The organism is Sphingobacterium sp. UBA5639 (assembly GCF_002421245.1).
GTDB classification, from domain to species: Bacteria; Bacteroidota; Bacteroidia; order Sphingobacteriales; family Sphingobacteriaceae; genus Sphingobacterium; species Sphingobacterium multivorum.
Genome location: NZ_DIJR01000029.1, coordinates 430,763 through 456,706 on the forward strand (window position 1 = coordinate 430,763; position 25,944 = coordinate 456,706).

20 protein-coding genes are annotated in these 25,944 nt (G+C 39.5%); 15 read left to right on the forward strand and 5 right to left on the reverse strand.

The window, feature by feature from the left end; genetic code table 11:
• Positions 1-123 precede the first annotated feature (123 nt).
• The 10 genes from B4Z90_RS18660 (at position 124) to B4Z90_RS18705 (ending at position 13,839) form a co-directional block, all read left to right on the forward strand.
• On the forward strand, positions 124-3,702 hold the full coding sequence (locus B4Z90_RS18660; RefSeq protein ID WP_286802950.1) for a SusC/RagA family TonB-linked outer membrane protein: 3,579 nt from the start codon (positions 124-126) through the stop codon (positions 3,700-3,702).
• A gap of 3 nt (positions 3,703-3,705) precedes the next feature.
• The gene (locus tag B4Z90_RS18665) at positions 3,706-5,319 is read left to right on the forward strand and encodes a RagB/SusD family nutrient uptake outer membrane protein (protein ID WP_112374916.1); all 1,614 of its coding nucleotides are present in this window, start codon (positions 3,706-3,708) and stop codon (positions 5,317-5,319) included.
• Entirely contained in the window at positions 5,306-6,220 is a 915-nt protein-coding gene (locus B4Z90_RS18670; protein WP_239468758.1) for a zinc-binding metallopeptidase, read from the forward strand. The genes B4Z90_RS18665 and B4Z90_RS18670 overlap by 14 nt, the downstream gene beginning before the upstream one ends.
• A gap of 6 nt (positions 6,221-6,226) precedes the next feature.
• Complete coding sequence (locus B4Z90_RS18675) at positions 6,227-7,090, forward strand: DUF4302 domain-containing protein (protein WP_112374915.1); 864 nt, start codon at positions 6,227-6,229, stop codon at positions 7,088-7,090.
• Between the two features lie 196 nt (positions 7,091-7,286).
• Complete coding sequence (locus B4Z90_RS18680) at positions 7,287-7,949, forward strand: hypothetical protein (protein ID WP_112374914.1); 663 nt, start codon at positions 7,287-7,289, stop codon at positions 7,947-7,949.
• 245 nt (positions 7,950-8,194) lie between these two features.
• A complete protein-coding gene (locus tag B4Z90_RS18685; protein WP_112374913.1) occupies positions 8,195-9,205 on the forward strand; it encodes a hypothetical protein in 1,011 nt (336 codons plus the stop codon).
• A gap of 686 nt (positions 9,206-9,891) precedes the next feature.
• Positions 9,892-10,674 carry a hypothetical protein gene (locus B4Z90_RS18690; RefSeq protein WP_286767781.1) on the forward strand — a complete coding sequence of 261 codons (783 nt, stop codon included), beginning with the start codon at positions 9,892-9,894 and terminating at the stop codon, positions 10,672-10,674.
• Positions 10,675-10,905: 231 nt separating this feature from the next.
• Complete coding sequence (locus B4Z90_RS18695; protein WP_201640092.1) at positions 10,906-11,337, forward strand: nuclear transport factor 2 family protein; 432 nt, start codon at positions 10,906-10,908, stop codon at positions 11,335-11,337.
• A 267-nt stretch (positions 11,338-11,604) separates the two neighbouring features.
• The gene (locus B4Z90_RS18700; RefSeq protein ID WP_286802954.1) at positions 11,605-12,588 is read left to right on the forward strand and encodes an energy transducer TonB; all 984 of its coding nucleotides are present in this window, start codon (positions 11,605-11,607) and stop codon (positions 12,586-12,588) included.
• A 258-nt stretch (positions 12,589-12,846) separates the two neighbouring features.
• The gene (locus B4Z90_RS18705; RefSeq protein WP_112374909.1) at positions 12,847-13,839 is read left to right on the forward strand and encodes an energy transducer TonB; all 993 of its coding nucleotides are present in this window, start codon (positions 12,847-12,849) and stop codon (positions 13,837-13,839) included.
• Between the two features lie 150 nt (positions 13,840-13,989).
• Here B4Z90_RS18705 and acs read toward each other — a convergent pair whose 3' ends face one another.
• Entirely contained in the window at positions 13,990-15,906 is a 1,917-nt protein-coding gene (gene acs / locus B4Z90_RS18710) for an acetate--CoA ligase (RefSeq protein ID WP_286802957.1), read from the reverse strand.
• Positions 15,907-16,090: 184 nt separating this feature from the next.
• Here acs and B4Z90_RS18715 point away from each other — a divergent pair, with 184 nt between their 5' ends.
• Positions 16,091-16,969 (forward strand): hypothetical protein, encoded by an 879-nt coding sequence (locus tag B4Z90_RS18715; RefSeq protein WP_112374907.1) that lies wholly within the window; start codon positions 16,091-16,093, stop codon positions 16,967-16,969.
• Positions 16,970-17,103: 134 nt separating this feature from the next.
• Here the strand turns inward: B4Z90_RS18715 and B4Z90_RS18720 are convergent, their stop codons facing one another.
• The 3 genes from B4Z90_RS18720 to rsmA are packed head-to-tail and all read right to left on the reverse strand — an operon-like array spanning position 17,104 to position 20,060.
• A complete protein-coding gene (locus B4Z90_RS18720; RefSeq protein WP_112374906.1) occupies positions 17,104-18,036 on the reverse strand; it encodes an NAD(P)-dependent oxidoreductase in 933 nt (310 codons plus the stop codon).
• 58 nt (positions 18,037-18,094) lie between these two features.
• Positions 18,095-19,279, reverse strand: a complete 1,185-nt coding sequence (locus B4Z90_RS18725) for an FAD-dependent monooxygenase (protein ID WP_286752642.1) — start codon at positions 19,277-19,279, stop codon at positions 18,095-18,097.
• Between the two features lies 1 nt (position 19,280).
• Entirely contained in the window at positions 19,281-20,060 is a 780-nt protein-coding gene (gene rsmA / locus B4Z90_RS18730) for a 16S rRNA (adenine(1518)-N(6)/adenine(1519)-N(6))-dimethyltransferase RsmA (protein ID WP_046671619.1), read from the reverse strand.
• An 81-nt stretch (positions 20,061-20,141) separates the two neighbouring features.
• On the opposite strand from rsmA, the gene pdxA reads away from it, so the two are divergent.
• The 4 genes from pdxA to miaA all read left to right on the forward strand — a co-directional run bounded on the left by pdxA (position 20,142) and on the right by miaA (position 24,406).
• Positions 20,142-21,197, forward strand: a complete 1,056-nt coding sequence (gene pdxA / locus B4Z90_RS18735; RefSeq protein ID WP_286802959.1) for a 4-hydroxythreonine-4-phosphate dehydrogenase PdxA — start codon at positions 20,142-20,144, stop codon at positions 21,195-21,197.
• A 170-nt stretch (positions 21,198-21,367) separates the two neighbouring features.
• The gene (locus tag B4Z90_RS18740) at positions 21,368-22,801 is read left to right on the forward strand and encodes a CCA tRNA nucleotidyltransferase (protein ID WP_286802960.1); all 1,434 of its coding nucleotides are present in this window, start codon (positions 21,368-21,370) and stop codon (positions 22,799-22,801) included.
• 45 nt (positions 22,802-22,846) lie between these two features.
• Positions 22,847-23,440 carry an IS1096 element passenger TnpR family protein gene (locus tag B4Z90_RS18745; RefSeq protein WP_112374903.1) on the forward strand — a complete coding sequence of 198 codons (594 nt, stop codon included), beginning with the start codon at positions 22,847-22,849 and terminating at the stop codon, positions 23,438-23,440.
• A 45-nt stretch (positions 23,441-23,485) separates the two neighbouring features.
• The gene (gene miaA, locus B4Z90_RS18750; RefSeq protein WP_286802961.1) at positions 23,486-24,406 is read left to right on the forward strand and encodes a tRNA (adenosine(37)-N6)-dimethylallyltransferase MiaA; all 921 of its coding nucleotides are present in this window, start codon (positions 23,486-23,488) and stop codon (positions 24,404-24,406) included.
• A 181-nt stretch (positions 24,407-24,587) separates the two neighbouring features.
• Here miaA and B4Z90_RS18755 read toward each other — a convergent pair whose 3' ends face one another.
• Positions 24,588-25,658, reverse strand: coding sequence for a branched-chain amino acid aminotransferase (locus tag B4Z90_RS18755; protein WP_115046575.1), 1,071 nt, complete (start codon positions 25,656-25,658; stop codon positions 24,588-24,590).
• Between the last annotated feature and the right edge of the window lie 286 nt (positions 25,659-25,944).

Sequence of the window (25,944 nt, forward strand, 5' to 3'; positions counted from 1 at the left end):
CTTAAAAGTGAACTATTAATTACCTAATTAACCACAAAATGTAAATGTATGAATAACTTACCATTTAGCAAAGCCTGGTCCTTGTTACCCCAAGATCATAGGTTTTGCAAACCCTTACGTATTATGAAAATTAGTACATGCCTTTTATTCGCATTTGTAACCGGTGTTCATGCTAAAGGAACAGCCCAAAAAGTTACCTTGAAAATGAGGAATGCACGGATTGAGGAAGCGCTTTCTGCGATTTCTAAACAATCCAACTTGCGTGTTCTCTATAGCGAAAACTTAAACGCTAAATCTCGTGTTACAGTCAATCTAAAAAATGCGTCTGTAGAAGAGGCGTTAAACTCGATTTTAAGAGATAAAAATATCGAGTACAAAATTATTGCAAATACAATTTCTGTCAATAGTAATGGAAAGAATGACGTAGTTGTCGAGGGGACACAACAGTCGATCGCTGGAACAGTTAAAAATGCTGAGGGGAATCCGTTGGCTGGTGCTACAATCACCGTCAAGGGAACTTCCATTTCCACGCAAACCGATTCAAACGGACATTTTAAGATAAATGCTGGGGGAAATGCGGTATTGGTTGTCCGATATGTGGGTTATAGCAATCTTGAAGTTAGTGTCAATAATAGAAGTTCCATCGCGATCGTATTGGATTCTAACCACAATCAAATCGACGAAGTTGTTGTAACAGGACTTGGAGCTAAAATAGACAAAAGAACATTTACAGGGGCTACATCTAAGGTCGATATGAAAGATATTGAACTTGGTGGACTTCCTGATCCATCAAGAGCTTTGGAAGGCCGTGTTGCTGGGGTTTCGGTTCAAAACACAACCGGAACTTTTGGATCAGCTCCAAAAATTAGAGTCCGTGGTGCAACGTCAATTTATGGTAGTTCAAAACCGCTTTGGGTAATTGATGGGATTATCATAGAAGATGTGTCAAACGTCTCTTCAGATGATCTGTCTTCGGGAGATGCATTGACCCTAATCAGTTCTGCTGTCGCCGGCTTAAATGCCAATGATATTGAGTCGTTTACCGTGCTAAAAGATGGTTCTGCGACTTCAATATATGGTGCTAGGGCTATGGGAGGTGTTATTGTTATTACAACAAAGAAAGGAAAAGCTGGTCGGAACTCCGCCAATTATGTGGGTGAGTTTACTTCAAGAGCGATTCCTTCTTATAATAATTTCAATATCATGAATTCTCAAGAGCAGATGGCATTTAATCAAGTTCTTGAACAAAGGGGATGGTTGACAATGGCAGATGTGGCAAGTAGATCCGAATCGGGTGTCTATGGGAAAATGTATGAATTAATAAAGGCAGGTCAATTAGAAAATACACAAGAAGCGAGAAACGCTTATTTAAGGAAAGCAGAGTACCGAAATACAGATTGGTTTAAACAATTGTTCAGCCGGACAATCATGCAGAACCACTCAGTCAGTCTTTCATCAGGTACAGAAAGAGCACAATATTATACATCCATTAGTGGTGTTTTTGATAATGGCTGGGCGCGTAAATCAGATGTGAAACGCTATACAGGGATGTTTAATGCTTCCTATGATTTATTTGATAATCTTAAATTAGATTTGCGAACAAATGGATCCTATCGTGATCAGCGGGCTCCTGGTACATTAGGTTCTTCTGTAGATCGAGTTTCCATGGAAATTAAACGGGATTTCGACATTAACCCTTATAGTTATGCATTAAATACTTCACGGACACTTGATCCTAATGAATTCTATACACGGAATTATGCACCATTTAATATCCTGCATGAATTGGATAACAATTACATGGATATAAATGCTGCCGATATTAAATTTCAAGGAGAATTGCGATGGAAGCCGATCAAGGCATTGGAATTGGGGTTATTGGCCGCTACAAGATATCAGCAAACATCGCAACAGCACTATATTAAAGATCAGTCAAATCAGGCATTAGCTTATCGTTGGATGCCTACTACGTTTATTCGTGATGCGAATCCTTTCTTATATACTGATCCGAGTGATCCTTATGCAGTGCCAGTTTCTGTCTTACCATATGGCGGTATCTATAATCGTACAGACAATAAGATGTTGACAAAGGATTTCCGTTTTACAGCAGCTTTCGACAAAACTTTTAAAGAGATCCATAAGATATACGCATTTGCCGGTGCTGAAACGAATTCTGTGGATCGAAATCAGAACTGGTTTAGAGGTTGGGGTTTGCAATATGATTTAGGGGAAATTCCATTTATAGATTATAAGCTGTTTAAGAAAAGCCAGGAAGAAAATGCTGATTATTATTCTATTGATAGAAGAAAAAATGGTGATATAGCTCCTGCTCGTAACAGACAAGTAGCATTTTATGGAACCGCAAATTATACGTTTGACAACCGATATACTATTAATGGTACATTACGCTACGAAGGGACCAACCGTTTAGGACGTACAACCTCTGCACGTTGGATGCCGACATGGAACGTTTCAGGAATGTGGAATGTAATGGAAGAGGATTTCTTCAAGAAATTGGAGACACCTTTTTCAAACCTGAGTTTTAAGGGTTCTTATAGTTTGACTGCTGATAGAGGTCCCGACTTTGTAACCAATTCGAAGATTATCATTCAAAGTTATAACCCATGGCGTCCTAATACCGCAGATAAAGAAACAGGTCTTAATATTTCTGATTTAGAAAATTCGGAACTTACCTATGAAAAGAAACATGAGTTAAATATAGGTACTTCCATTGGTTTATTTAAGAACAGGATCGCATTGGATGTTGATTACTATAAACGTAAGAACTTCGACTTAATCGGTATTGTCAATACACAGGGACTTGGTGGCGAGATTTCAAAGTACGGGAATGTTGCCAATATGGAATCTCATGGATTGGAATTTAGTCTTTCCGCAACAATATTGAAAAAGCAAGATTTTTCGTGGGTTTCTAGCTTTATTTACACCAAAGCGAAAAACAAGATTACGGCTTTGGAAAACAATAGTCGAGTTGCAGACTTAATTGCTGCTGGCGGATATGGACGGGTTGGTTATCCCGTAAGACCGCTATTTTCCATTCCATTTAATAGACTTCTTCCGAATGGTCTGCCCGTCTACAATTACATCGATGGAGCAGAGACAACAACGGGGGTTTATTTTCAGGAACGCAAGCAAATTGACTGGTTGAAGTATGAGGGGCCAACTGAACCGACCGATATGGGAAGTTTTGGGAACGTATTTTCATATAAGAATTTTAAGCTCAATGTATTTATCACCTATTCTTTTGGAAATGTAGTTCGATTGGATCCAGCATACAAAACAGGTTATTCCGACTTAAATGCTACACCAAGGGAATTTTGGGATGCCTGGACTGTTCCTGGAGAGGAAGCATTTACGAATATTCCTGTGATTTTGGATAGACGTTTTATCCGAAACAATAGTCAATACGATTATGCTTATAATGCCTACAATTATTCAACGGAAACTGTTGCAAAAGGTGATTTTATTCGTTTGAAGGACATTTCCTTGTCTTATGAGCTACCAAAATATTTTGTGCAATCTCTTAAGATGAGCAATCTTGGTGTACGGTTCAATGTGATCAATCCTTGGTTAATTTATGCGGATAAGCGCCTTAATGGGCAAGATCCAGAATTTGTTAATTCAGGAGGTGTGGCATTACCAATTGCGAAACAATATACATTAACCTTAAAAATGGGATTCTAGCATATGAAAAAGAGATTATCATATATATTAATTGCAGCGGGAATAATAGCGACAAGCTTTTCTTCCTGTAAGAAATATTTGGATGAATTGCCCGATAATAGGGCTGAACTAAATACAACAGACAAAATTGGGAAAATGCTCGTTGGGGCTTATCCAGAGAATGCTTATGTTATGGTAGCTGAGTTATCTTCTGACAATGTGGATGATGTTGGGCCAGTTTACTTAAACTACGCACGCTTCATAGAACAAATATACAAATGGCAAGATATTACTGAAACGAGTAATGATGGAATCGATCGTATTTGGGGAGCGTGTTATGGAGCTATTGCTAATGCAAATGCTGCTTTGCAAGCTATTGATGAACAGGGGAATCCAGCGAGCTTAAAAGCACAGCGTGGTGAAGCGTTGTTGGCACGGGCTTATAACCATTGGATTCTTGTAAATATGTTTGCACAGAATTATTCGAAAAAGTATTCAACAACAGATTTGGGTGTTACTTATATGACGAAAGGAGAAACTACCCTAAATCCAAAATATGAACGTAATACTGTTCAGGAAGTTTACGATTTTATTAAAAAGGATATAGAAGAAGGTTTACCATTAATCAATGACGCTTCTTACGCCAACTCTAGTGTTGCAAAATATCACTTTAACCGAGCGGCAGCTTATACCTTTGCATCGCGTGTTGCATTATTTATGGAAGATTGGACAAAGGCAGTGGAGTATTCCACCGAAGCGTTAGGAAACAATCCAACAGCGACTTTACGTGATTATGCAACGATTGCCTCTTTTTCTGCTGCGATCAATAATACAACGAGAGAGTATAATGCGAGCTCAGTGAAAGCTAATTTCTTAGTAGCTACGGCTTATTCGGCGATGGGGACAACTTTTGGGGGGTATTCAACCAACAACAGAATCAGTCACGGTGGATCTATTGCAATGACGGAGACAGCGTTTGCTGCTCAGCCTTTTGGGAAAGCTACGACATCAACGGATTATAGAATTCGTGCATTTTCCTATACGAGTACGACGGCAAATAAAGTGATTTTTCCACATGTTGCCTACATTTTTGAATATACTGATCAAGTTGCGGGAATTGGATTTTCACGAGGAGTCTATACGCCGATCACGTCGGAAGAAGCTTTATTGAATAGGGCGGAAGCAAATATTCATCTTAAGAATTATGCGGCAGCCATTACTGATATGCAAATCCATATTAATAACAATACCATTAGCAAGCCTGGGACAATAAGTGAAGCTTCGATTAACAATTGGGCGAATTCATTTGCATATTTTACTCCTACAGCTCCAACACCGAAAAAGAAATTGAACCCAGATTTTCAGATTGAAAGCGGTACACAGGAAAATATGATCCATGCAGTATTATCGCTTAAACGCCTTCAGTTTCTTCATACTGGCTTAAGATGGTTCGATGTAAAACGTTATGGCATTGAAATAACCAGAAGGGTCGCTCCTGCGGTCAACAATGGAACGATGACTTTTACGGTTACCGATAATACGCTATCGATCCGAGATCCTCGTCGTGCAATTCAATTACCTCAAGATGTAGTAAGTGCAGGTTTAACACCAAATCCTAGATCAAATGAAATTAAGTAATAAACTATTTATGTTATTAGCTTCATGCGGAGTGTTGTTTTCTGCATGTAACAAAGAGGATAAATTAAATCCCAATAGTGTTTTTGTAGATTCAACAATACCAAAGAACGCTTTGGACAATTACCTCTATAAAAACTATATTCTACCCTACAATGTCGAGATACTGTACAAGTACGTCGATAAAGAATCTGATATGAGCTATCGATTGGTACCTGCACCTTTTGAATCTTCTATAAGATTGTCCAAGCTTATGCTTTATCTTGTTATGGAGCCATATTCAGAAGTGACTGGAGGGAAGGAGTTCCTTAAAAACAACTTTCCAAAATTAATTACGTTTACTGGTTCAGCTCCAATTCAAACAAACGGTGTCATGATTTTGGGAACAGCAGAATCAGGTACAAAAGTATCTTTGTATAATTTGTTGGAATTAAATGAAACCAATGGTAAAAACCCAGCTTTTCTGACGGGCCGATTTTTCAAAACAGTTCACCATGAGTTTCAACATATTCTAAATCAGAATAAGCCTTATCCAAGTAATTTTAAGGAGATCACAGGTACTAGTTACGTGGAGGATGACTGGAATGCGAAATATCCTGCCAATGCTACAGGTATAGGAGCCGCGATCGCAGCAGGCTTTATCTCACCGTATGCTTCTAAGGCCGATACTGAGGATTTTGCTGAACTGTATTCGTTCTATGTTACGCGGAGTCAAGCTGATTTTGATGCCATGCTGAATGTTGAAAATTCTACGGCAGCGGGAAGGGCTTTGATCCTTTCAAAATTAGCAATTGTGAAAAACTATATGAAATCTGAGTGGGGAATTGATATGGATCTCTTAAGAGCCAATATTCTTGCTCGTTATCCTAATCTTAACACGTTTGATCAAACAACTTTAAATTAAGAAAAAATGAAATTTAAACTATTTATTTTAGGAATAACCATTTTGTCTTTGGGCGCAAGTTGTGAGAAGAAGATGGATCGTATTTTTGAAGACAGTCCGAGTGACCGTCTAAACGCGAGCGTGGCTAATGTATACTCTACTTTACAAGCGAATAAAGATGGCTGGATAATCAAGTATTTTCCAAGCAGCGGATTAGAATTTGGAGGATATACCTTATTTGCCAAATTTAATAATACCACTGACGTTAGTATTGAAGGTGATTTTACAACACTTGCTGCACAGGTAAGTACTTATACTGTCGCACCTGGTGCTGGCGCAATTTTGACCTTCGATACCTATAATCGCATATTTCATTATTTTGCATTGCCTGCAGTCTTTAATAGAGAGCCTGCATATCAATTACCCGGTTTCCTTACAGCATCAATTGGTGCGAGTAACGAGGGGATGAAAGGTGAAAATGATTTCTTGGTAACAAAGGCATCAGCTGATTCCATTGTCATGGAAGGTAGAAAATCGTACAATAAGGTTGTGATGGTCCCGATTAAATCTTCAGAGGCTTCTACAATTATAGCGACCTACCGCGCTGCGCTTACAAAATTCCATGCATTTTCAAATTACAAATTTGAAGTTGGGACAGAATCCTTCGCAGCAACATTTTCAACCGCAGCAACGAAACGAGCATTATTGATTGCAGGTAATACTAAACCATATGCTTATCGTTATACGCCTACTGGACTCGAATTTTACACAGAATATGAAGTAAATGGAGTGAAGTTTAGAGAATTGAAGTATGTAGAACCAACAGGAGCGTATACCAAAGGGTATTTTACCAACGATGCGGGTACGATCAAGTTAGTTCCACAAAGTTAAAAGCAATTTTCTCCCTACGGAATCAGGGAGAAAGTTTCATATGTTTATTTAATGGCCCCTTCAGAATATTTTTTGGAGGGGCTTTTTTGTAAATATTTTTTTCCATGTAATGAATTTATTGATTTAGTTGTCATAATTAAAAGGTGTAGGCCTTACCTTAATTAGTTTAATTGAAATAAACCAAAATGTAAATTTTATGAAGTATTTTTTTAGTGCCCTTTTATTTGTTTTTGCAGCTCAGTTATTTGCGCAACAAAAAACCAGTCAGACTAAACATCTGCCATTTGAGACGATCTATTTTGCCGGTGTTCAATTTAACAATGCAAGCAATTTGAATAGGATTTTGAAAGATTATGATTCCGGAAAGGTACCTGGGTTTGGCTGGAATGCTGGAGCTGGACTTGCATACAGGATGAAACAAACCCTTATTGGGGTGAATTTTAGCTTGTCGACAAGCAGTAAAAACGACAATACAATGAACACAGGAGATTTTACGGTTTATGTATCTACCAATGCGATACGTACAGGCAGATTGATCTTTAGTCCGCAGCTGGGAGTCGGTAAACAGTCTACTACTTTTACGGTTCAAAAGAAAAATCTGAATGGAGAATTTAGAGACTTTTTGACCACGCAGTCCAATCAAACTAAAATGGAGCATGATGCTGCTATTGTCGATTTAAGTATTACGTTGAAAACATCCAATTCCGAACGCACTAGCTTTCGCCCGGAATGTAGAATAGGTTATAAATCGTCTATTGCACAGAATGAATGGAAAGTAGTGAATGCTACAGTTTCGAATGTTCCGAAGGATAGACTGGGCCATTTCTATCTGCAATTGGCTTGGGGTATTGGACGATAAAAGCAAAACAAGGAATAGCGGATGCAGTTATAAATTTAATCTAATGTTCGGACGTTTTAGTTAGCACCTTACCGCATAAGTTAACTTATCGTTATACTTTTGTGAATGCCCTACTTGAACTTGCTGTAAAACATATAGATGGTGAATAGGAGAGAAAGTGTATGATCCATAAAGAAGTATAGGTGTTGCAGAAAAGCAAATAATGCGATAACTTAGCGTAACCTATTTTCTGAAATTTACTTACCATGAAACGGATTATTTTCCTCCTATTCATTATTCTTATAAAGGCTGTTGCTGTGCAAGCGCAACAAAAGACCAGAGCGTTTCTATTTACGAAACCACATAAGATCGTCGAGAACGCTAAGTATGGTAAAATAAGCCTATACGACGCAAGGGAGATAAAAGATAATCTGGGTGTCATACAAGTAGGTATGATGAACGCAAACCGGTTGTTGGTGGCGGAGCCATCATTGGAAAAACAGTTACAGAGCCAATTGGAACAAATAACCGGTCGTAAAGGCAATGGTGAATTGCTGATGCGGTTGGAAAAATTCTGTATAGCGGAATTGACGGGAGCTTTTTCTGAAAAGGGATTTTTGGATTTTAGAGCAATCTTATTCTCAAAAGAGGCTAATGGAGAATATTTACAGCTAGCCCGAGCTGATACAGCTATCGTCGTTAAAGGAATGGATGTAACCAAAGCGACTTTGGCACGCGCCAGCGACGTTGTCAATAACCTGATCCTTGATGCATTAACCAAAAACGGCGATACCACAAAAAGCTATAGTCTCAGTGAAATCGAACATTACGACGATATTCAAAAGAAACAATTGGCACTTTATAACACGGAAACATATAAAGATGGGTTATATCTGACCTACGAAGAATTTGCCCTTCAAACACCGTCAGGTGGGCAGGCCCAATTAAGAGAGGGGGATTTAAACTTAGGCTTCTTTAAAGAGAATGAAAAAGGGAAACTTAAAAAGGTAAACCCGAAAGATTATTATGCAGTAGTGCATGCTGGTAATCCTTTTATTTCAAGTCAGGATCAGTTTTATGCTTTAATCAAGGAAGATGATGATTTTATTTTTGTGGGTCCCGTTATGGAAACTGCATCTGCAACCAATGTTGTTGTAGCTTCCGTGTTGCTAGGTGCAATAGGAGGTGTGTTGGTAGCAGGCCCTGAAACAAACTACTATGTGCAGAAACTCGATTATGCAAATGGTAGCTTTATTCGGCTGCTGAATAAACAATAATATGTATCTCTTATTTACATCGTAAAAAACTTTCGACAGAACATAGTATATCGTCCTATTTTCCGAGTAAAATTTGATGTGTTTGCAGTTCTCCACAGTTTGTTAATAACATTGTGGAAAACGTTCTCACTCCAGAGTAGTTAAATAGTGTTCCTAGTTGCTGAAATGGATTAATGGTATAAATTAAATGAATTTACCTTTATATATTAGATGTCTTTTGTATATTAAGTTGTACTATATTAACCCTTGACTAATGAAAACCAAATTTATACTTGTTTTAATATTGTCCTTCATCGTCTGCTTTTCAATAGCAGCTGCTGTATACTATTTCCTAGATGAGAAATCGTCCATTCCCGATTCCTTGTTCGTGGGGGCTATATCAAGCTCTATTGTGATTACATTATTCTCAAAGTTCAATACAGCCGCTCGGCGCAAATAATTATATTTTCCTGACACCAACTCCATACCAACTTGCGATCAACTCCGTACTGTAACCACCTTGTGTGCACAGTGAGTCCACGTTGAGTCCACCTTTTAAGGGTGCTTTCACTGTACAGACATCCTGTTTGCATCTTGCTTGCAATTAGAAGGTGGTTGGGAATTGGTTATAACTAATCCCCAAAAAGGTATCACTAAATTTTCAAATTTATAATTGCTATTTGCTGCAGCTTCCGAAATCCTTAAAAATGAACAAGATACTTGACATAGGGTCGTTTTGGTGGTATATTTATTGTATGGGAATAAATGATAATGGCTATATCCGTGGACTGGTTGGCCCACTGGTAAGCAGAAAGGTAGGAACAAAGAACTACATTCAAAGTAAACCACACCGTGTAAAACAAAACGTCGACACGAAGAATGCTGGTAAAGATTTTGGACAGGCAAGTCGCGCGGGCGCCGCAATTAGGCAGGCTTTTGGCTTAGTGCATCAGGAACTGCATGATGGACAAATGGGCAATCGCTTGAATAGACAGATTTATAGGGCAATGAAGACAAATATCAATGACGATAGGGGAACACTTTGCCTAAACAACTGTAAGCTCGACAGATTGGTGAATTTCCAATTCAACGAAAATTTCCATATGCAGGATGCGCTGAATATCGATCCAATGGTTAACCTAACCGAGGAGAGCAAGATCGAAATATCATTTCCAATATTTGACATTAACCGAGCATTGCTGCTGCCCAAAGATTGTAATGCTATCGCCTTTAAATTCCATGCCTTTTCTTTCAATTTCAAAGAAAGGGAGTTCACTGAGATAAAAGATGAAGAATGGGAAATTGATATCGTCTATGGACAGGATCCAATTTCGGCCAAGACGATCAGCATTCCATGCAAGGAATTTGTTGGTACCCCCATCCTGGTTGGATTTACGATCATATATCTTCATAAAAATGGCCGACGGTGCAATGTGCTGAATGAAGTTGATTGTACGCCTGCAACTATTCTAGCTGCTTTCCAGTTATAAAGGTAACGTTAACCCATACCTTTGTTTTTTCCTACCGGAGCGGATATCCATTTACCGCTCCTTTACCTCCATTTACCGACTTTTTTATTCCGTTGATCTAAATGTAATAAAATGGGATGCTGCGTTGTCTTACTTTTGAATCAGAATCTTAAAGGAAATGATGCAACAAAATCAACTTCCTTGCGACAATAAGAAAAGAGATAAAAAAACTAACAATATAAATAAAGTATTATGAAAACTTTAGTAAAGACATTCGCAGCTGCAGCATTGATTACACTATCAACTTTTGCAATGGCAGCAACTGACCCTGGTAAAGCATTGAACCTTTCCACAGCCGATTTGGCCATCGATAGCTATGTATCGGTAATGACAGAAGGTGCATCTCAGGGCGTAGAAAAATTGTTCGCATCCGAATTCAATCAAAAAGTTCAGGGAAAAGCTGCACGCACCAATAGCCGTTCGGAAGTCATTTCGTTCCTAAAAAAGCAAAAAGGTGAAAAATTGAACTGCAGCACAAGTACCGAAGTACTCGAGGAATCTGAAAACTATATGGTGGCACGTATCACTATGAAATTTGAGGATTTCACGAAAACAGATTTGGTTACATTGATCAATGAATCGGGAACCTGGAAGGTCGCAAGTTCTGTAAACTCCTATAAATAGAAACTGTTTAATTAAATTCATATGTTTATTTTAGCCACGTCGGGATGATGTGGCTTTTTTTGTTTTACAATCTCTTAGCGAATCTGAAATGGCTTTATTACTTACATGAGTAACGTTTTTAAGTTATCAACAGAGTTATTAACATTATGTTGATAACCTGGTTTCCTCAATTGCAGCGATAGTTGTTATAAGTAATAATTAATTAACCTGTTTATTTCTTGTTTGGCTGCTCCATTTGTTATTATTGCAATACTATTAACAAATTTTATGAAATCCAACTTGTATTTAGCGGCAAAGCTGATTTGTTATTTGCTATTCAATCTATTTATATTTAATGCGAGTGCTCAGGATGAGAGAACAGCATACTATACAAAGGCAGGGCGAGAAACTAAACTAAAGGATTCAGCCTTTTTTTCCAGAACCATAGTTCATATGACAGATCAGCCTATGTCATACTTTAAGATCGTAGAGCATTATTTACCGAATAATACCATTAAGCTAAATGGAACAGTGCAGGATACAGGTATTATTTTAAAATTCTTTGGGAGGCTGGAGGAGTTTTATTTAAATGGTGAAAAGCGAAGTCTAGAAAATTTTAATTCAGAAAATGTACGTGTTGATTCAGCATTTTACTGGTATCCGAATGGGAAGTTAAGAACAATTTCACATTACCCATTTAACGATAAAATAAAGGGCGGTGTCGCATATTATATCGCACATTACGATTCGTTAGGCAATAAGACTCTTGAAAATGGAAACGGTTTTATTCGCATTGAGTATGATCATGACGATTACCTACAGGGAGAAATTGAAAATTACCGACGTGAAGGTAAATGGGAGGGTATAATGTCTAAGCTGCCAATTACCGAGGTCTTTGCGCGAGGCAAGCTGCTCTTTGGTGTCAAAACCAAAGAAAATGGAACGACCATTAGCTATGATTCAACGACCTATTGGGTTGATCCCGTTTACCCAAGAGGAATGCCAAAATTGATGAACTTTGTTTCTAGACATTATAAATGGCCTAAAGAAGCTAAACGAAATAATGTTAAGGGAGTATTGGAAATTAGTTTTGTTGTGAATAAGGAAGGATATTTAGAAGATATTTTTGTGAAAAAAGACTTGGGCTTTGGTACGGGCGAGGAGGGTATTCGTGTGTTAAAAATGGCCGAAAGATGGAAACCGGGAATACAGCGTGGAGAGCCTATCGGTGTAATGTTCACGATGCCAATTCGGTTAGATGCCAATCCTTGATTGATGGTCCGCTCAAAAAGACTGATTGTGTTTTTGGAGTGTAGTTGTTCTTCCGTTCCTATAGTGAAGACTAAAATGAAGTTCTGTGAATAAATGAAGTCCTCAATTTTGGTGACAAGTTGGGTTATTAACAATCTTATTAACATCATGTGGAAAACTTGATTTTACAGCATGATGTTGACCATAAATAGAAATAAGTATTATTTAATCGATTAATTTTTTATTTAACCAGGATATTTGTTATTATTATCAATTATTATGAAGTATTATTTACATTTTTGGGGCTCAACCGTCTGTTTTTTGTTATTCAATTTTTTCTTATCAAATCTTTATGCTCAGGTTTCTTTTACAAGTTATCATAAGAAAGATGGCGATGAAACAAAACAAGCGGATTCGGCCTATTATATGCGGACAATTCATGTTGATGCATCGGGAAAGGATAAAGTTTATCGTGTAGAGGAGTTTTACACGCGCAATGATTCGATCAAACTCAGTGGCATCAGTACAAATGCGCTTTATCCATTTAAATTTCGCGGGCGAAAGTACGAATTTTATGAACAGGGAACGTTAAAAAGCTTAGAAAACTACAGCGACGAAAGTGCTCTTATAGATTCTGCTTTTTATCTGTATCCAGGGAATAAATTGGAGAAGATTGTTTTTTATCCGAGTAGTCTCGATAAAAAAGGAAAACTGAAAATAGAAGATCCCATTTATGTTGTGTACTATGATTCTTTTAACAACAAAACGTTGGAAAATGGGAACGGATTTATTCGGCTAAATTATGGGTGGAGTTATGAAGAGGGACAAATGAAAAACAATTTGCGCGAAGGTGAATGGAAAGGAAAGATGGGAAAGGATAGCTTTGTTGAAACGTACTCGAATAATCAATTAGTGTCAGGGACTAAAACAAAGGTTGACGGAGAGGTTTTTAAATATGATTCGTCTAACTTTATGAGTCCGCCTGATTACCCCGGTGGAATTTCTAGACTGATGGGCTTTATAGCGAGCAATTATGTCTACCCAAAGGAGGCGATTAGTAATCAGGTGTCTGGTGTGGTCATGATAGCGTTTGTGATAGACAAAGATGGTAACATAAAAAATCCGGTAGTAAAGAAAGATTTAGGTTTTGGAACAGGGGAGGAAGGAATCCGTGTTATAAAAAAAGCAGGCAAATGGAAGCCCGGAATACAACGTGGAGAGAAACTAAATGTGAAGTATTCGCTCCCAATCCGCTTGAACACATCGCGATAGAACTGTTTAGATAGCATTAAATAAGGAGATATTAAATGTAATCTCTCGCATATTTGAAATGAAATTCTAGCGGGATAGTGCTAAAATACCTAAAAAGGGCTTTCCAATTTTTTGGAAAGCCCTTTTTAGGTATAAAGTATTTAAGATAGACTATTTTTTCAAAGCCGCAGCGCCTTTGATGATTCCTTCTACAACGGCAGGATCCTGAAGTGTTGAAGTATCTCCTACATTGGCGATATCGTCTTCGGCAATCTTGCGTAAGATACGACGCATGATCTTTCCTGAACGTGTTTTTGGTAAATCATCAACAAATTGGATAATGTCTGGTTTAGCAATTGGACCGATAATACGTGAAACGGTTTCCATGATATCCTTTCTGGTGGCTTCTGCATCGGTGTGGTGATTCGCAATGACATAAGCATAGATACCCTGTCCTTTTACTGGGTGCGGATATCCGACAATGGCCGATTCAACAACGTCAGCGTGCATATTGATGGCATTTTCCACCTCTGCTGTACCAATGCGGTGACCCGAAACATTTAATACATCATCTACACGGCCTGTGATTTTGTAATAGCCCTCTGGACTACGGAAACATCCATCGCCCGTAAAATACATATCTTTATACGTCGAGAAATAGGTTTGACGACAGCGGTCATGATCGCCCCATGTCGTGCGTAACATACCTGGCCATGGGAATTTAATACACAGATTGCCAGTTACGTCATTGCCTTCGATTTCTTTTCCATTCTCATCCATCAAAGCGGGTTGAATGCCCGGCATCGGGAACATCGCATAACTTGCTTTTTCTGGTGTTACTCCGGCCAATGAAGTGATCAAATGGCCTCCATTCTCTGTCTGCCAATAGGTGTCAACAATAGGGCAATTCTTTTTACCAACTTTTTCGTTAAACCAGTTCCAGGCTTCTTCGTTGATTGGTTCGCCTACAGATCCCAAAACACGTAAAGATGAAAGGTCGTTTTTGTCGACAAATTCGTCCCCAAAAGCCATCAATGAACGCAAAGCAGTAGGGGATGTATAGATAATATTGACTTTGAACTTATCAACGATATCCCAATAACGGCTCGCATCCGGGAATGTTGGAATACCCTCAAACATTAAAGAAGTAGCTCCTTGTGATAACGGTCCGTAAACGATGTAACTGTGTCCTGTAATCCAGCCGATATCCGCTGTACAGAAAAATACATCGTTTGGCTTATATTGGAAGGTATTCATAAAGGTATAGCCTGTATACACCATATAACCACCACAAGTGTGTACTACACCCTTAGGTTTACCTGTGGATCCCGATGTATAAAGGATGAATAAATTGTCCTCAGCATCCATCTCTTCTGCTGGACATGCTGGATTTCCCTGTGTTTCTACTTTTTTGATCTCATCTTCCCACCATACGTCACGTCCTTTGATCATCGATACCGGTGTACGCGTACGTGTTAAAACAATTACTTTTTCAACAGTGTCACATTGCATTAAAGCATCGTCCACAATGTTTTTTAAACCAATGGTTTTATTGCCGCGGTAACTACCATCTGAAGTGACGATCAGTTTGCATTCCGCATCGATGATACGATCCGCGATAGATCGTGCTGAAAAACCTCCAAACACCACCGAGTGGATAGCGCCGATACGAGCACAGGCTAATACAGCAATAACCAATTCAGGAACCATTGGCAAGTAAATACATACCCGGTCTCCTTTTTTGATGTTATTATTTTTAAGTACGTTGGCAAATTGCTCTACCTTTTGTAGTAATTGCTTATAGGAAAGAATGCGGTGCGCTTCATTGGGATCATTAGGTTCCCAGATGATGGCTGGTTTATCTCCATTAGCATAAATATGGCGATCTAGACAGTTTTCTGTAATATTTAATTTAGCACCCTCAAACCATTTGACATTGGGTTCCTCAAAGTTCCAGTTCAGCACTTTATTCCACTTTCTCTTCCAGAAAAAATGATCTGCAATGCTCGCCCAAAACTCCTCAGGTTGTTCTACACTTCGCTTATATTCACTTTGATATTCTTCAAATGATTTTATTTGTAGGCTCATCGTTATTAGGATTATTATGAATTATTTTAATTTATATTGTTATCGTTGCGAAATTGTTTTTGATATTTCGATTTCGGTGTACAATTTAGCGGTTTTTGCCCATTTTATCAAAAAATTGATGTTTAATATAATGTTAAACTACTTTTATCTATAAGATTGTTATCTTGCATCAAGATTTTTCAAGATGTCTTTTCTAAGAAAGCTATTCTATATTACAATCTATACAAATCTTCTGATCGCCATGGCGGCCATGGCACAATGCGCATTGACTTATATCATATTTGAACGGTCTATCAATTGGTATATCGTTTTAGCAGAAGGAACGGCGACCTTGCTACTCTATAATTTTAGCCTGTGGTGGTCCAAACCGAAGCACCCAAAAGAATCAAAATTCCCCCGGACACGCTGGATCTTTAATCATGAATGGGTCATGTGGTTAAACAATGGTATCGCTTTGCTTGTGCTTGGTTATTGCTTGTGGTTTATTCATGTGTATTCCTTTTTGTTTTTGGGATTTATTGGAATCCTGAGTCTACTATACGGAATGCCTCTATTTACCTTCCGTGACCGCAAAGTGGGGCTTCGACAGATACCCGGGGCCAAGATTTTTCACATTGCCCTGGTCTGGGTCTGCAGCAGTGTGGTGCTCCCTTATGTGGAACTAGCCAACATCGGTGTCACAATAGATCAGTGGGTTTTTATTGCGCTCTGCGGATTGAAGTTTATATTTTTGGTTATCTGTACATTGCCTTTCGATATTCGGGATATCCAACAGGATTCCTATTATCATCTACGCACTTTACCTAATATGCTGGGCGAACAAAAAGCTAAAAATCTAACCTATGGACTATTAGGCCTGCATTGTGTTTTGATCTTGACCGTGCCTTATACAGCACCTATTAAAATCGGATTGATTCTGACCAACGTACTCATATTTGCCTTGCTTAAGTTGGCTGTTTTCAAAACAAAAGACCATTACCACTACGCTTATCTACTGGACTGTAGCTTGGTGCTTCAGTTTCTGATTGTTGTTGTTGTCGGTATCTTTAGCCCTGGAACCTGATTTTTTAGAGCTTTCAAGAGCAATGGCTTACTTTAATCTCCTGCACCTGTATGAATAGTGGGTACTTAATTGATTACTTGCTCGCTTGCTCGCATGATTGATTGAAGATTTTGGCAAATAACTCTTTGCCAAAATTAAGACGTCAAAAAGGCGACGATCTTATCTGCGGCGACTTCCGACAATTTATAATAACTTTCAAAGGTCCATCCGGCAACATGCGGCGACAAGATTACATTGTCTCTACGGATAAGATCTGCATACCAGCTCTGTTCGGCGAGTTTTGGGAACTTTTCTACGGGCAACACATCAAATGCTGCTCCGATAATGGAACCGGAATCAAGGCCGTTTAATACTGCAGGTACCTGTACAATACCGCCTCGGGCACCAAGTAAGAAGAAAATGGGTTTCTCAAATTTTGCCAGATAATCCACATCAATCATACCTCTTGTTTCATCCGTTAAGGGGATATGGAAACTGATCACATCGGCTTCTTTGCAGATCTTTTCCATGTCTGCTGCCGATGCATATTGATCCGTATAGTCGATTCGATATTTATCATAGGCAAGTACCTGTACATCAAAGCCGGATAATTTTTTTGCCATGGCCACACCATTGTGTCCATAGCCGATCAAACCTACAGTACGCCCCTTAAGTTCATATCCACGATTGGCCTCACGCAGCCACTGCCCAGATCGTATTTGTTGGTCACCACGATTCAAATTGTTCATTAGACTAAGCAACATACCGATCATATGTTCACCTACAGCATCCCGATTGCCTTCATTGGCCGGAATTAACAGCACGTCTCTTTGCGCAGCAATTGTATCGTCGATATTGTCCATCCCAGCACCAGCACGAGCGATAAAGCGGAGGTTTGGTGCCAAGTCAAAAAAAGCTTTATCTACCTGAAATTTGGAACGGATAACCATACCCGAGTAATTAGCGATGATTTTTTCAGTTTCTTCTCGGCTGATATCAGGTTGATAATTGTAGGCGATCCCCGCCTGTTCGAATTTCTCAAGCATGATTTCATGAATGTCGTCGACGATCAAAATAGTAGTTTTCATTCAATTTTTTTTTATGTGGCACTGATCAGTGAATACCGTTGCTGTGTAGTACGATGATTTAGATCCCAGCGTCATGATTATGGTTGATCTGCATAAAATCTACAGACAGTAATTTATTTAACTGTTGTTGTTTCATGCGATTGGGCATTATTTTCATGCCAAAATTTCGCATTCCTATCAGGAAAGGATTTTCCCATTGCGCTATTTTTCCTATCCTCCAGGAAGTATTACAGATATAATTTACCCTATCCAATCGTCTTTTTTCGAATCGTTGGAAAGCCAAATTAACGGAAGCTGAGGTTTGGAGCTCATCCACGAGAACAGCAACATCTTCAATAGCCTGACAGGCTCCCTGGCCCAAGTTGGGCGTCGTCGCATGTCCAGCGTCACCCAATAACAAGATATTGCCAAAAGCGAGTTGTTGAAGTGGTGTGATGTCAATAATGTCATTTGCGATTAGTTCGCTATCTTTTGTCTCCGACAGGATCGTTGGAATAGGGGCATGATAATCTTTAAAATTTTCGAGGAGCTCCTTTGTTTTCCAGTTTTTTAAGACCGGATTCTGTGCTTCTGTATTGATGCAGGCGTACCAATAGATGCGGTTATTGACAAGTGGGGTCATTCCGAAGCGTCCTTTGCTGCCCCAAGTCTCCGTTCCTTTACTGAGCTGTATGCTGCTATTGTCAATGGTTGCCCGCCAACAGGTATAGCCTGAATAACGAGGGGCCGAGCCTGGTATGAGCTGTTGTCGTAATGCTGAGTGTACGCCATCAGCAATCAAAAGAGCCTGGCCGCGTACATGACTTCCGTCTGCGAAATAAACTTGAATATCTTCCCCCTCTCGCTCAAAGGAAATGGCGCGTTTGCCGAGATGAATTTGTTCAGTGGGGATTTTGGATAGGAGAAACTGATGCAGATCAGCCCGATGGATAGCGAAGTTGTCCTGTTGATATTTCTGGCTGATTGACCTAGTGTCTGGTTCAACAAGAATATTTCCTTTTTGATCCAAGACGTTGTAGGATGCAAGGTAGTGCCCTATCGGGACGATTTCATCCTTCAATCCGAGATGTTCCAAAGCTTGCATGGCGTTGGCCGCGAGCCCGAATCCAGCACCTATGCCTTTGAGTTCAATGGCGCTTTCATAGACATGTGCTTCAATACCTACTTTTGCAAGCCCTATTGCGGCACATAATCCAGCGATACCACCGCCAATAATCATAAATGTGCTGCCGGTCGGATGCATATTAGAGACTGTTTGCTATTTCGTTTGTTAAGCCGACAAAATCATCTACTGTTAGTCGTTCTGCGCGTAGCTCGTACAGTGGGTTGTCAGACATTTTATCTTTCGGAACAACACCCGAAAGTGAGTTTCGGAGGGTCTTACGACGTTGATTGAAACCTGCTTTAACAACGCGCCAAAATAATTTCTCATCACAATTCAATTGTTCCCTGTCGTTGCGTGTCATGCGAATCACGCCCGACAATACTTTTGGCGGCGGATTGAATGCTCCCGCCTTTACAGTAAACAGGTATTCTACTTTATAATACGCCTGTAAAAAGACACTCAAGATGCCATATTCTTTACTTCCTGCTTTGGCAGTACAGCGTTCAGCGACCTCTTTCTGGAACATCCCCGCCATTTGAACAACACGATGCCGCTCATCCAAAATTTTAAAGAGAATCTGAGAGGAGATGTTGTACGGAAAATTGCCAATAACGGCCATTTTCTCGCCAAAATACTGTGAAAAGTCAAGGTTCAGGAAATCACCGTGGATCAATCGCTTACCCAATTGGGGATATTTATCGTCCAAATAAGCAATGGATTCATCATCCACATCGATCAAATAAGTTTCATAATCTTCCTTCTGCAAGAGAAAATCTGAAAGTACCCCCATTCCCGGGCCAACTTCAAGCACCTGGCTAAAACCCAATTTAGGATCCAATGCTTCCACAATCTTTTGTGCAGCATTTTTATCGTTCAAGAAATGCTGTCCTAAATGTTTTTTTGCTCTTACTGTGCTCATAGTGCAAAAGTAAAAAATAAATAAGTGAAAAGTCATTCTAAGAAAAAAATCCCTATTTTTGAATCAAAGCATTTAAACAGAATGAGCGATAAATTAAAAATCGGAATTACCGTAGGCGATATTAACGGCATTGGACTTGAAGTCATCATTAAATCTTTGGTAGATCAGCGTATGTGCGATTTCTTTACGCCAGTGGTTTACGGAAATACAAAGGTGGCTTCTTTTCACCGTAAAGCGATCGGTGTAAATGATTTTAGTTTTAACGTGATCAATGATGCTGAGCAGGCGCATTCCAAAAGAGCAAATATGATCAATTGCTGGCAGGAAGACGTCAAGATTTCGTTGGGTGAAGAAAACGAGATCGGCGGTAAATATGCTTTCCTTTCGTTGGAGAAAGCTGTTGAAGACCTGAAAGCCGGCAAGATTGATGCTTTAGTGACTGCCCCAATTAATAAGCATAATATTCAACAGGAAGGATTTCAATTTCCCGGCCATACCGAATACTTGCAGGCCAAAGTAGAGGCTGATGATGTATTGATGTTTATGGTTTGTGATGAATTGCGTATTGGCGTGGTAACAGGTCATATTCCACTGCATGAGGTTGCGGCGAATATTACCGAAGAGGCTATTCTTAAAAAGCTAGCCCTCATGAATGACTCATTGAAGAAAGATTTTTGGATTGAAAAGCCTAAGATCGCAGTTTTGGGACTAAATCCACATGCTGGCGATCATGGGATTATTGGTACCGAAGATGATCAGATCATTAGACCTACCGTAGAAAAAGCAAACGAACAGGGGATCTTCTGCTTTGGTCCATATCCTGCCGATGGATTCTTCGCAAAAGCTGCTTATGAGAAATTCGATGCGGTACTCGCGATGTACCATGACCAGGGTTTAATCCCTTTTAAGCATATTGCCAAAGGTGCCGGTGTAAACTTTACAGCTGGTTTACCTATTGTACGTACTTCGCCAGATCACGGTACAGGCTATGATATTGCTGGAAAAAACTTAGCTTCTGAAAGCTCTTTTATAGAGGCAATTTTCTCGGCTTTACATATTGTAAAACGCCGCCGTGAACAAGCCGAATTACTTAAAAATCCACTTGCTTTCCGTAAGTTATCCAAAGATAGAGACTAAATATTCCGTCTTACTTTTTTAGGGACAAGGATAAAGAGGGTTGATTTAATCTGTAAGCTCGCCGCTTATAGTGTCAGCGTCTTTGATCCTTGTTCAATTGTCTCTAATTCCAATACAAAAAAAATTGTTACTTTTGCAAACTGTTTGGTTTTTTACCTGCTGTTCTAACTATGTACGATAATTTACAACATCCAATATTTTCAATCATTAAGGTACTCGCCGAGACAACAAATACAGAATGTTATGTCATCGGGGGGTATGTTCGCGACTATATTATGAAGCGGCCTTTTAAGAATGATGTGGATATTGTTGTCGTCGGCAGCGGCATTGAATTTGCGACTTTACTGGGTGATAGGCTACATACTAAAGTTGCTGTCTACAAGAATTTTGGTACAGCCATGCTGGTTTATGAAGGACTCAATGTGGAGTTCGTCGGTGCCCGAAGGGAATCCTATCGTGCCAACTCGCGTAAGCCTATTGTGGAAGACGGTACCTTATCCGATGATCAAAATCGACGTGATTTTACGATCAACGCGATGGCGTTTTCATTGAATAAAGCAGATTATGGTGCTTTGGTGGATCCGTTTGACGGCGTGCAAGATCTTGAACAACGTATTATTCGAACGCCTCTAGATCCGATAGAAACGTTTTCTGATGATCCACTGCGTATGATGCGGGCTATCCGTTTTGCGACACAGCTAAATTTTAAAATCACGATTGATGCAATCAAAGCGATTAGCGATACCAAAGAGCGAATAAAGATTATCTCGAAAGAACGTATTATCGATGAAATCAATAAGATTATTCTCTCACCTAAACCGTCAGTAGGTTTTAAATATCTTTTTGATACCGGTCTCCTGGAATTGATATTTCCGGCCATGTATAATTTGCACGGGGTTGATGTCATTGATGGCAAAGGCCATAAAGATAATTTCTACCACACCTTGGAAGTGCTGGATAATGTATGTGAATTGTCTGATGACCTCTGGTTACGTTGGGCAGCGATTATGCATGATATTGCCAAACCGGCAACAAAACGTTTCGATAAAAAGCTCGGCTGGACCTTTCATGGGCACGAAGATCGTGGTGCCCGTATGGTACCAAAGCTTTTTGCCGAACTAAAGTTGCCGCTCCATGAGAAAATGAAATTTGTGCAAAAGCTGGTACAATTGCATCTTCGGCCAATTGTCTTGGCGCAGGATATCGTAACAGATTCTGCTGTACGTCGTCTGTTGTTTGAGGCTGGCGATGATATTGAAGCCCTGATGATGTTATGTCATGCTGATGTGACCACAAAAAATGAGTTTAAAAAGAAGAAATATCGTCAGAATTTTGAACTTGTCAAACAAAAATTGAAGGATGTCGAAGAGCGGGACAAGGTTCGGAACTGGCAGCCGCCGATCAGTGGCGAGGATATCATGATCCTATTTGGCTTGGCACCAGGGCGTACTGTAGGGTTGCTGAAAAATTTGATTCGCGAGGCTATTTTAGAGGGCGAGATTCCAAATTCCAGAGTAGAGGCATACCAATTTTTGGTGAAAAAAGCAGGGGAAATGAACCTGACGATCAAAGAAGAAATCCCATTGGAAATTTCCAATTCTTAAAATATAGTATTAATTTTAGAGGGTTAAAAGAAGAAAATAGCAGAGATGGCAATTTATAGATTTAGAGTTACTTTTGAGGATTATGAAGATGTATATCGTGAGATCGACATGCCTTCTAAAAGTACATTTATAGACCTACATGAGGAAATCCATAAATCAACAGGTTATGCTGCAGATGCATCTTCCTCGTTCTATGTGAGCAATGATCAGTGGAAAAAGGGAACAGAGATTGCATTCAAGCCTACACAACGTAAAAAAGATGCTGAGGTATTGTTGATGGAGAATATCCGTTTAAGTAAGTTTATCGATGATCCACATCAGAAATTTTACTACGTTTACAATTTTGATCGCCCTTATGATTTCCAGGTTGAATTGATCAAGATCTTGAAGGAAGAGGATGGAAAGGACTATCCGGCGTTGTTTAAGTCTATTGGTCAGGTTCCCAAAACAATGACTGCTGCTAATTTTCCGGTCTCAGATGCTGTTGAAGAGGACGATTATGTGGAGGAAGACGATACGCAATATGGGGTCGATGATGAAGACGAACTGGATGGCTTCGACAGTGATGGTGACGATGAGGAAGAGGGCGAAGAAGGTGAAGAGCGTGAAGAATCCAGCGGCTACGAAGACGAATATTAATTAAGAAGACTTTACAGGTTCTTTCGGCCTGTGAAGTGCTATATTATGGCAAATAAAAAAACATTGATAGCCATTGTGGGGCCAACTGCTGTTGGTAAGACTACAATGGCTATTTCATTGGCACAATATTTTAAAACAGCGATCATTTCGGCTGATTCCCGTCAGTTCTATCGAGAAATGTCTATTGGTACGGCTAAACCAGATCCAGTGGAACTTGCTGCTGCTCCCCATTATTTCATTGATTCACATTCCATCACGCAGGATTATTCTGCAGGAGATTTTGAACGGGAGGCTTTACTGAAACTAGAAGAGTTATTTCAATCGCATGACGTCGTCATTATGGTAGGTGGATCAGGCTTGTTTGTACGGGCCCTATGTGAAGGATTGGATGATCTACCCAAGGCCGGAGATGAAGTGCGCGAGCGACTTAATCATGAACTTGCAGTATTGGGATTGGAGGCCTTAAAAGATCGATTGAAAAGTATTGACCCTGCATATTTTGAAACGGCGGACATCGATAATCCGCAACGTGTCGTCCGGGCGCTTGAAGTTTTTGAGGCGACTGGTAAACCGATGTCATTTTACCATAAGAAAGATGTCGAAAAAAGACCTTTTGATATTCTTACCATTGGCTTGAATATGGATCGGGCAAAGTTGTATGAAAGGATCAATTTACGTGTCGATCTGATGATGAAAAATGGCTTACTGGACGAAGTGAAAGCTTTACTTCCTTTCAGAACGAAGCCTGCATTGCTCACTGTTGGCTATGCCGAGTTGTTTGATTATCTTGATGGCAAGCAGTCTTTGGCGGAAGCGACCGAAAAAATCAAACAAAATTCGCGACGTTATGCCAAGCGACAGATTACATGGTTTAAAAAATACGGTAATACACACTGGTTCCAACCCCAGGAAACTGCCGCTATCATTGATTTTATTCAAAAGGAGCTGAGGGGAGAACATTCCTAAGGATCTGATAGGAGAGAACTTGGGGTTATCCGCGAAGATTCAAATGAAGCATCGCAGATTCAAACCAAGCATATGGCCTGTGTTTCAAAGCATACCTATCGTATACAGGCAATTTAAATAGATGAAATAAAAAAAGCCTTTGTTATTCATAACAAAGGCTTTTTTTATTTCATCTTGGAAATTACTTCACTAAATAGTTCCATCCGAATGGATCTTCTACTTTACCATAACGCAAGTCGTTGAGGTAATTCAAAACACGATTTGAAAACTCGCGGCCCGCTACTGGTGGCAAGTGATAATCTTGTCCTTCAAAACCGATACGGCTGATATCCGTAATTGTGGCTGCAGTACCAGCTGCGAAAGCTTCCGTTACTGTACCGGCTTTAATACCGTCGATTAGTTCTTGAATAGATACCTTTCTCTGCTCGGCTTTATAACCCCATTTCTCCGCCAATTCCATAATTGTACGTCGTGTTACACCGTGTAAGATTGTATCACCATGTGGTGTAATAATCGTATCTCCAATGCGGAAAATAAGGTTTGCCGTACCTGCTTCTTCAATATATTTATGTTCAGAAGCATCTGTCCACATAATTTGGTCATAACCTTCATCATTGGCCAATTGTGTAGGGTAAAGCGATAATGCATAGTTACCTGCATTTTTAGAAAAGCCAACACCACCTTCTGCTGCACGCGTATAATAGGTCTCAACTTTTAAGCTGATTGCTTTGCTGTAATATGCGCCTACAGGGCCAGTGATAATGATAAATTTGTATGACTTTGAAGGGTGTACACCTAATGCTGCTTCTGTTGCGAACATAAAAGGACGGATGTACAATGATGAACCTTCTTTTGCCGGGATCCAGTTACGGTCGATGTCCAATAGTTTGCTTAGGCCATCCATAAAAATCTCCTCAGGTACCTCCGGCATTTGAAGACGTGCGGCAGATTTGTTGAATCTTTCCCAGTTTCTGTCCGGACGGAAGATACTCACTGTTCCATCTGCAAATTTATAAGCCTTGATTCCTTCAAAGATCGCTTGACCATAATGTAAAGCGGACATCGAAGGACTAATACTGATATCTCCATAAGGGACGATGCTGACATCTTTCCATTCACCGTCATCATAGTTTGCGACCAGCATGTGGTCGGATAAAATCTTTCCGAATTTTAGATTGTCGAAATCTACTTGCGAGAGTCTTGAATTTTGAGTTGGCTCTACGCGAATTGAATAGTTCTCTGTCGCGTTCATCTTATTATTTAATTACTTAGGCTAAGTTAGGAAAAAAATGAAATATAAGTTGCACATATACCTGTATAATTTACCAGCCTGGCTATGCCTTTTATTTCGGACAGTTGTTCCCTATTTTACTACACTTTTTTTTGAAATGGAAGAATTTCACTTCATATCCCGCGGTTATTCTGTATTAATAATTAAATGTGTTAATTTTTTATTAATTAATACACTCTTTTCATATTATGGCATAAAGTTTGGCTGTAAAGAATGCGGTCCTTTAGATGGGCATTCTGGTCCGCAG

What these genes read in the sequence shown, in the direction of transcription:
- B4Z90_RS18660 (WP_286802950.1), top strand. Translation starts at nt 124, where the DNA reads ATGAAAATTAGTACATGCCTTTTATTCGCATTTGTAACCGGTGTTCAT.
- B4Z90_RS18665 (WP_112374916.1), top strand. Translation starts at nt 3,706, where the DNA reads ATGAAAAAGAGATTATCATATATATTAATTGCAGCGGGAATAATAGCG.
- B4Z90_RS18670 (WP_239468758.1), top strand. Translation starts at nt 5,306, where the DNA reads ATGAAATTAAGTAATAAACTATTTATGTTATTAGCTTCATGCGGAGTG.
- B4Z90_RS18675 (WP_112374915.1), top strand. Translation starts at nt 6,227, where the DNA reads ATGAAATTTAAACTATTTATTTTAGGAATAACCATTTTGTCTTTGGGC.
- B4Z90_RS18680 (WP_112374914.1), top strand. Translation starts at nt 7,287, where the DNA reads ATGAAGTATTTTTTTAGTGCCCTTTTATTTGTTTTTGCAGCTCAGTTA.
- B4Z90_RS18685 (WP_112374913.1), top strand. Translation starts at nt 8,195, where the DNA reads ATGAAACGGATTATTTTCCTCCTATTCATTATTCTTATAAAGGCTGTT.
- B4Z90_RS18690 (WP_286767781.1), top strand. Translation starts at nt 9,892, where the DNA reads ATGAACAAGATACTTGACATAGGGTCGTTTTGGTGGTATATTTATTGT.
- B4Z90_RS18695 (WP_201640092.1), top strand. Translation starts at nt 10,906, where the DNA reads ATGAAAACTTTAGTAAAGACATTCGCAGCTGCAGCATTGATTACACTA.
- B4Z90_RS18700 (WP_286802954.1), top strand. Translation starts at nt 11,605, where the DNA reads ATGAAATCCAACTTGTATTTAGCGGCAAAGCTGATTTGTTATTTGCTA.
- B4Z90_RS18705 (WP_112374909.1), top strand. Translation starts at nt 12,847, where the DNA reads ATGAAGTATTATTTACATTTTTGGGGCTCAACCGTCTGTTTTTTGTTA.
- acs (WP_286802957.1), bottom strand. Translation starts at nt 15,906, where the DNA reads ATGAGCCTACAAATAAAATCATTTGAAGAATATCAAAGTGAATATAAG.
- B4Z90_RS18715 (WP_112374907.1), top strand. Translation starts at nt 16,091, where the DNA reads ATGTCTTTTCTAAGAAAGCTATTCTATATTACAATCTATACAAATCTT.
- B4Z90_RS18720 (WP_112374906.1), bottom strand. Translation starts at nt 18,036, where the DNA reads ATGAAAACTACTATTTTGATCGTCGACGACATTCATGAAATCATGCTT.
- B4Z90_RS18725 (WP_286752642.1), bottom strand. Translation starts at nt 19,279, where the DNA reads ATGCATCCGACCGGCAGCACATTTATGATTATTGGCGGTGGTATCGCT.
- rsmA (WP_046671619.1), bottom strand. Translation starts at nt 20,060, where the DNA reads ATGAGCACAGTAAGAGCAAAAAAACATTTAGGACAGCATTTCTTGAAC.
- pdxA (WP_286802959.1), top strand. Translation starts at nt 20,142, where the DNA reads ATGAGCGATAAATTAAAAATCGGAATTACCGTAGGCGATATTAACGGC.
- B4Z90_RS18740 (WP_286802960.1), top strand. Translation starts at nt 21,368, where the DNA reads ATGTACGATAATTTACAACATCCAATATTTTCAATCATTAAGGTACTC.
- B4Z90_RS18745 (WP_112374903.1), top strand. Translation starts at nt 22,847, where the DNA reads ATGGCAATTTATAGATTTAGAGTTACTTTTGAGGATTATGAAGATGTA.
- miaA (WP_286802961.1), top strand. Translation starts at nt 23,486, where the DNA reads ATGGCAAATAAAAAAACATTGATAGCCATTGTGGGGCCAACTGCTGTT.
- B4Z90_RS18755 (WP_115046575.1), bottom strand. Translation starts at nt 25,658, where the DNA reads ATGAACGCGACAGAGAACTATTCAATTCGCGTAGAGCCAACTCAAAAT.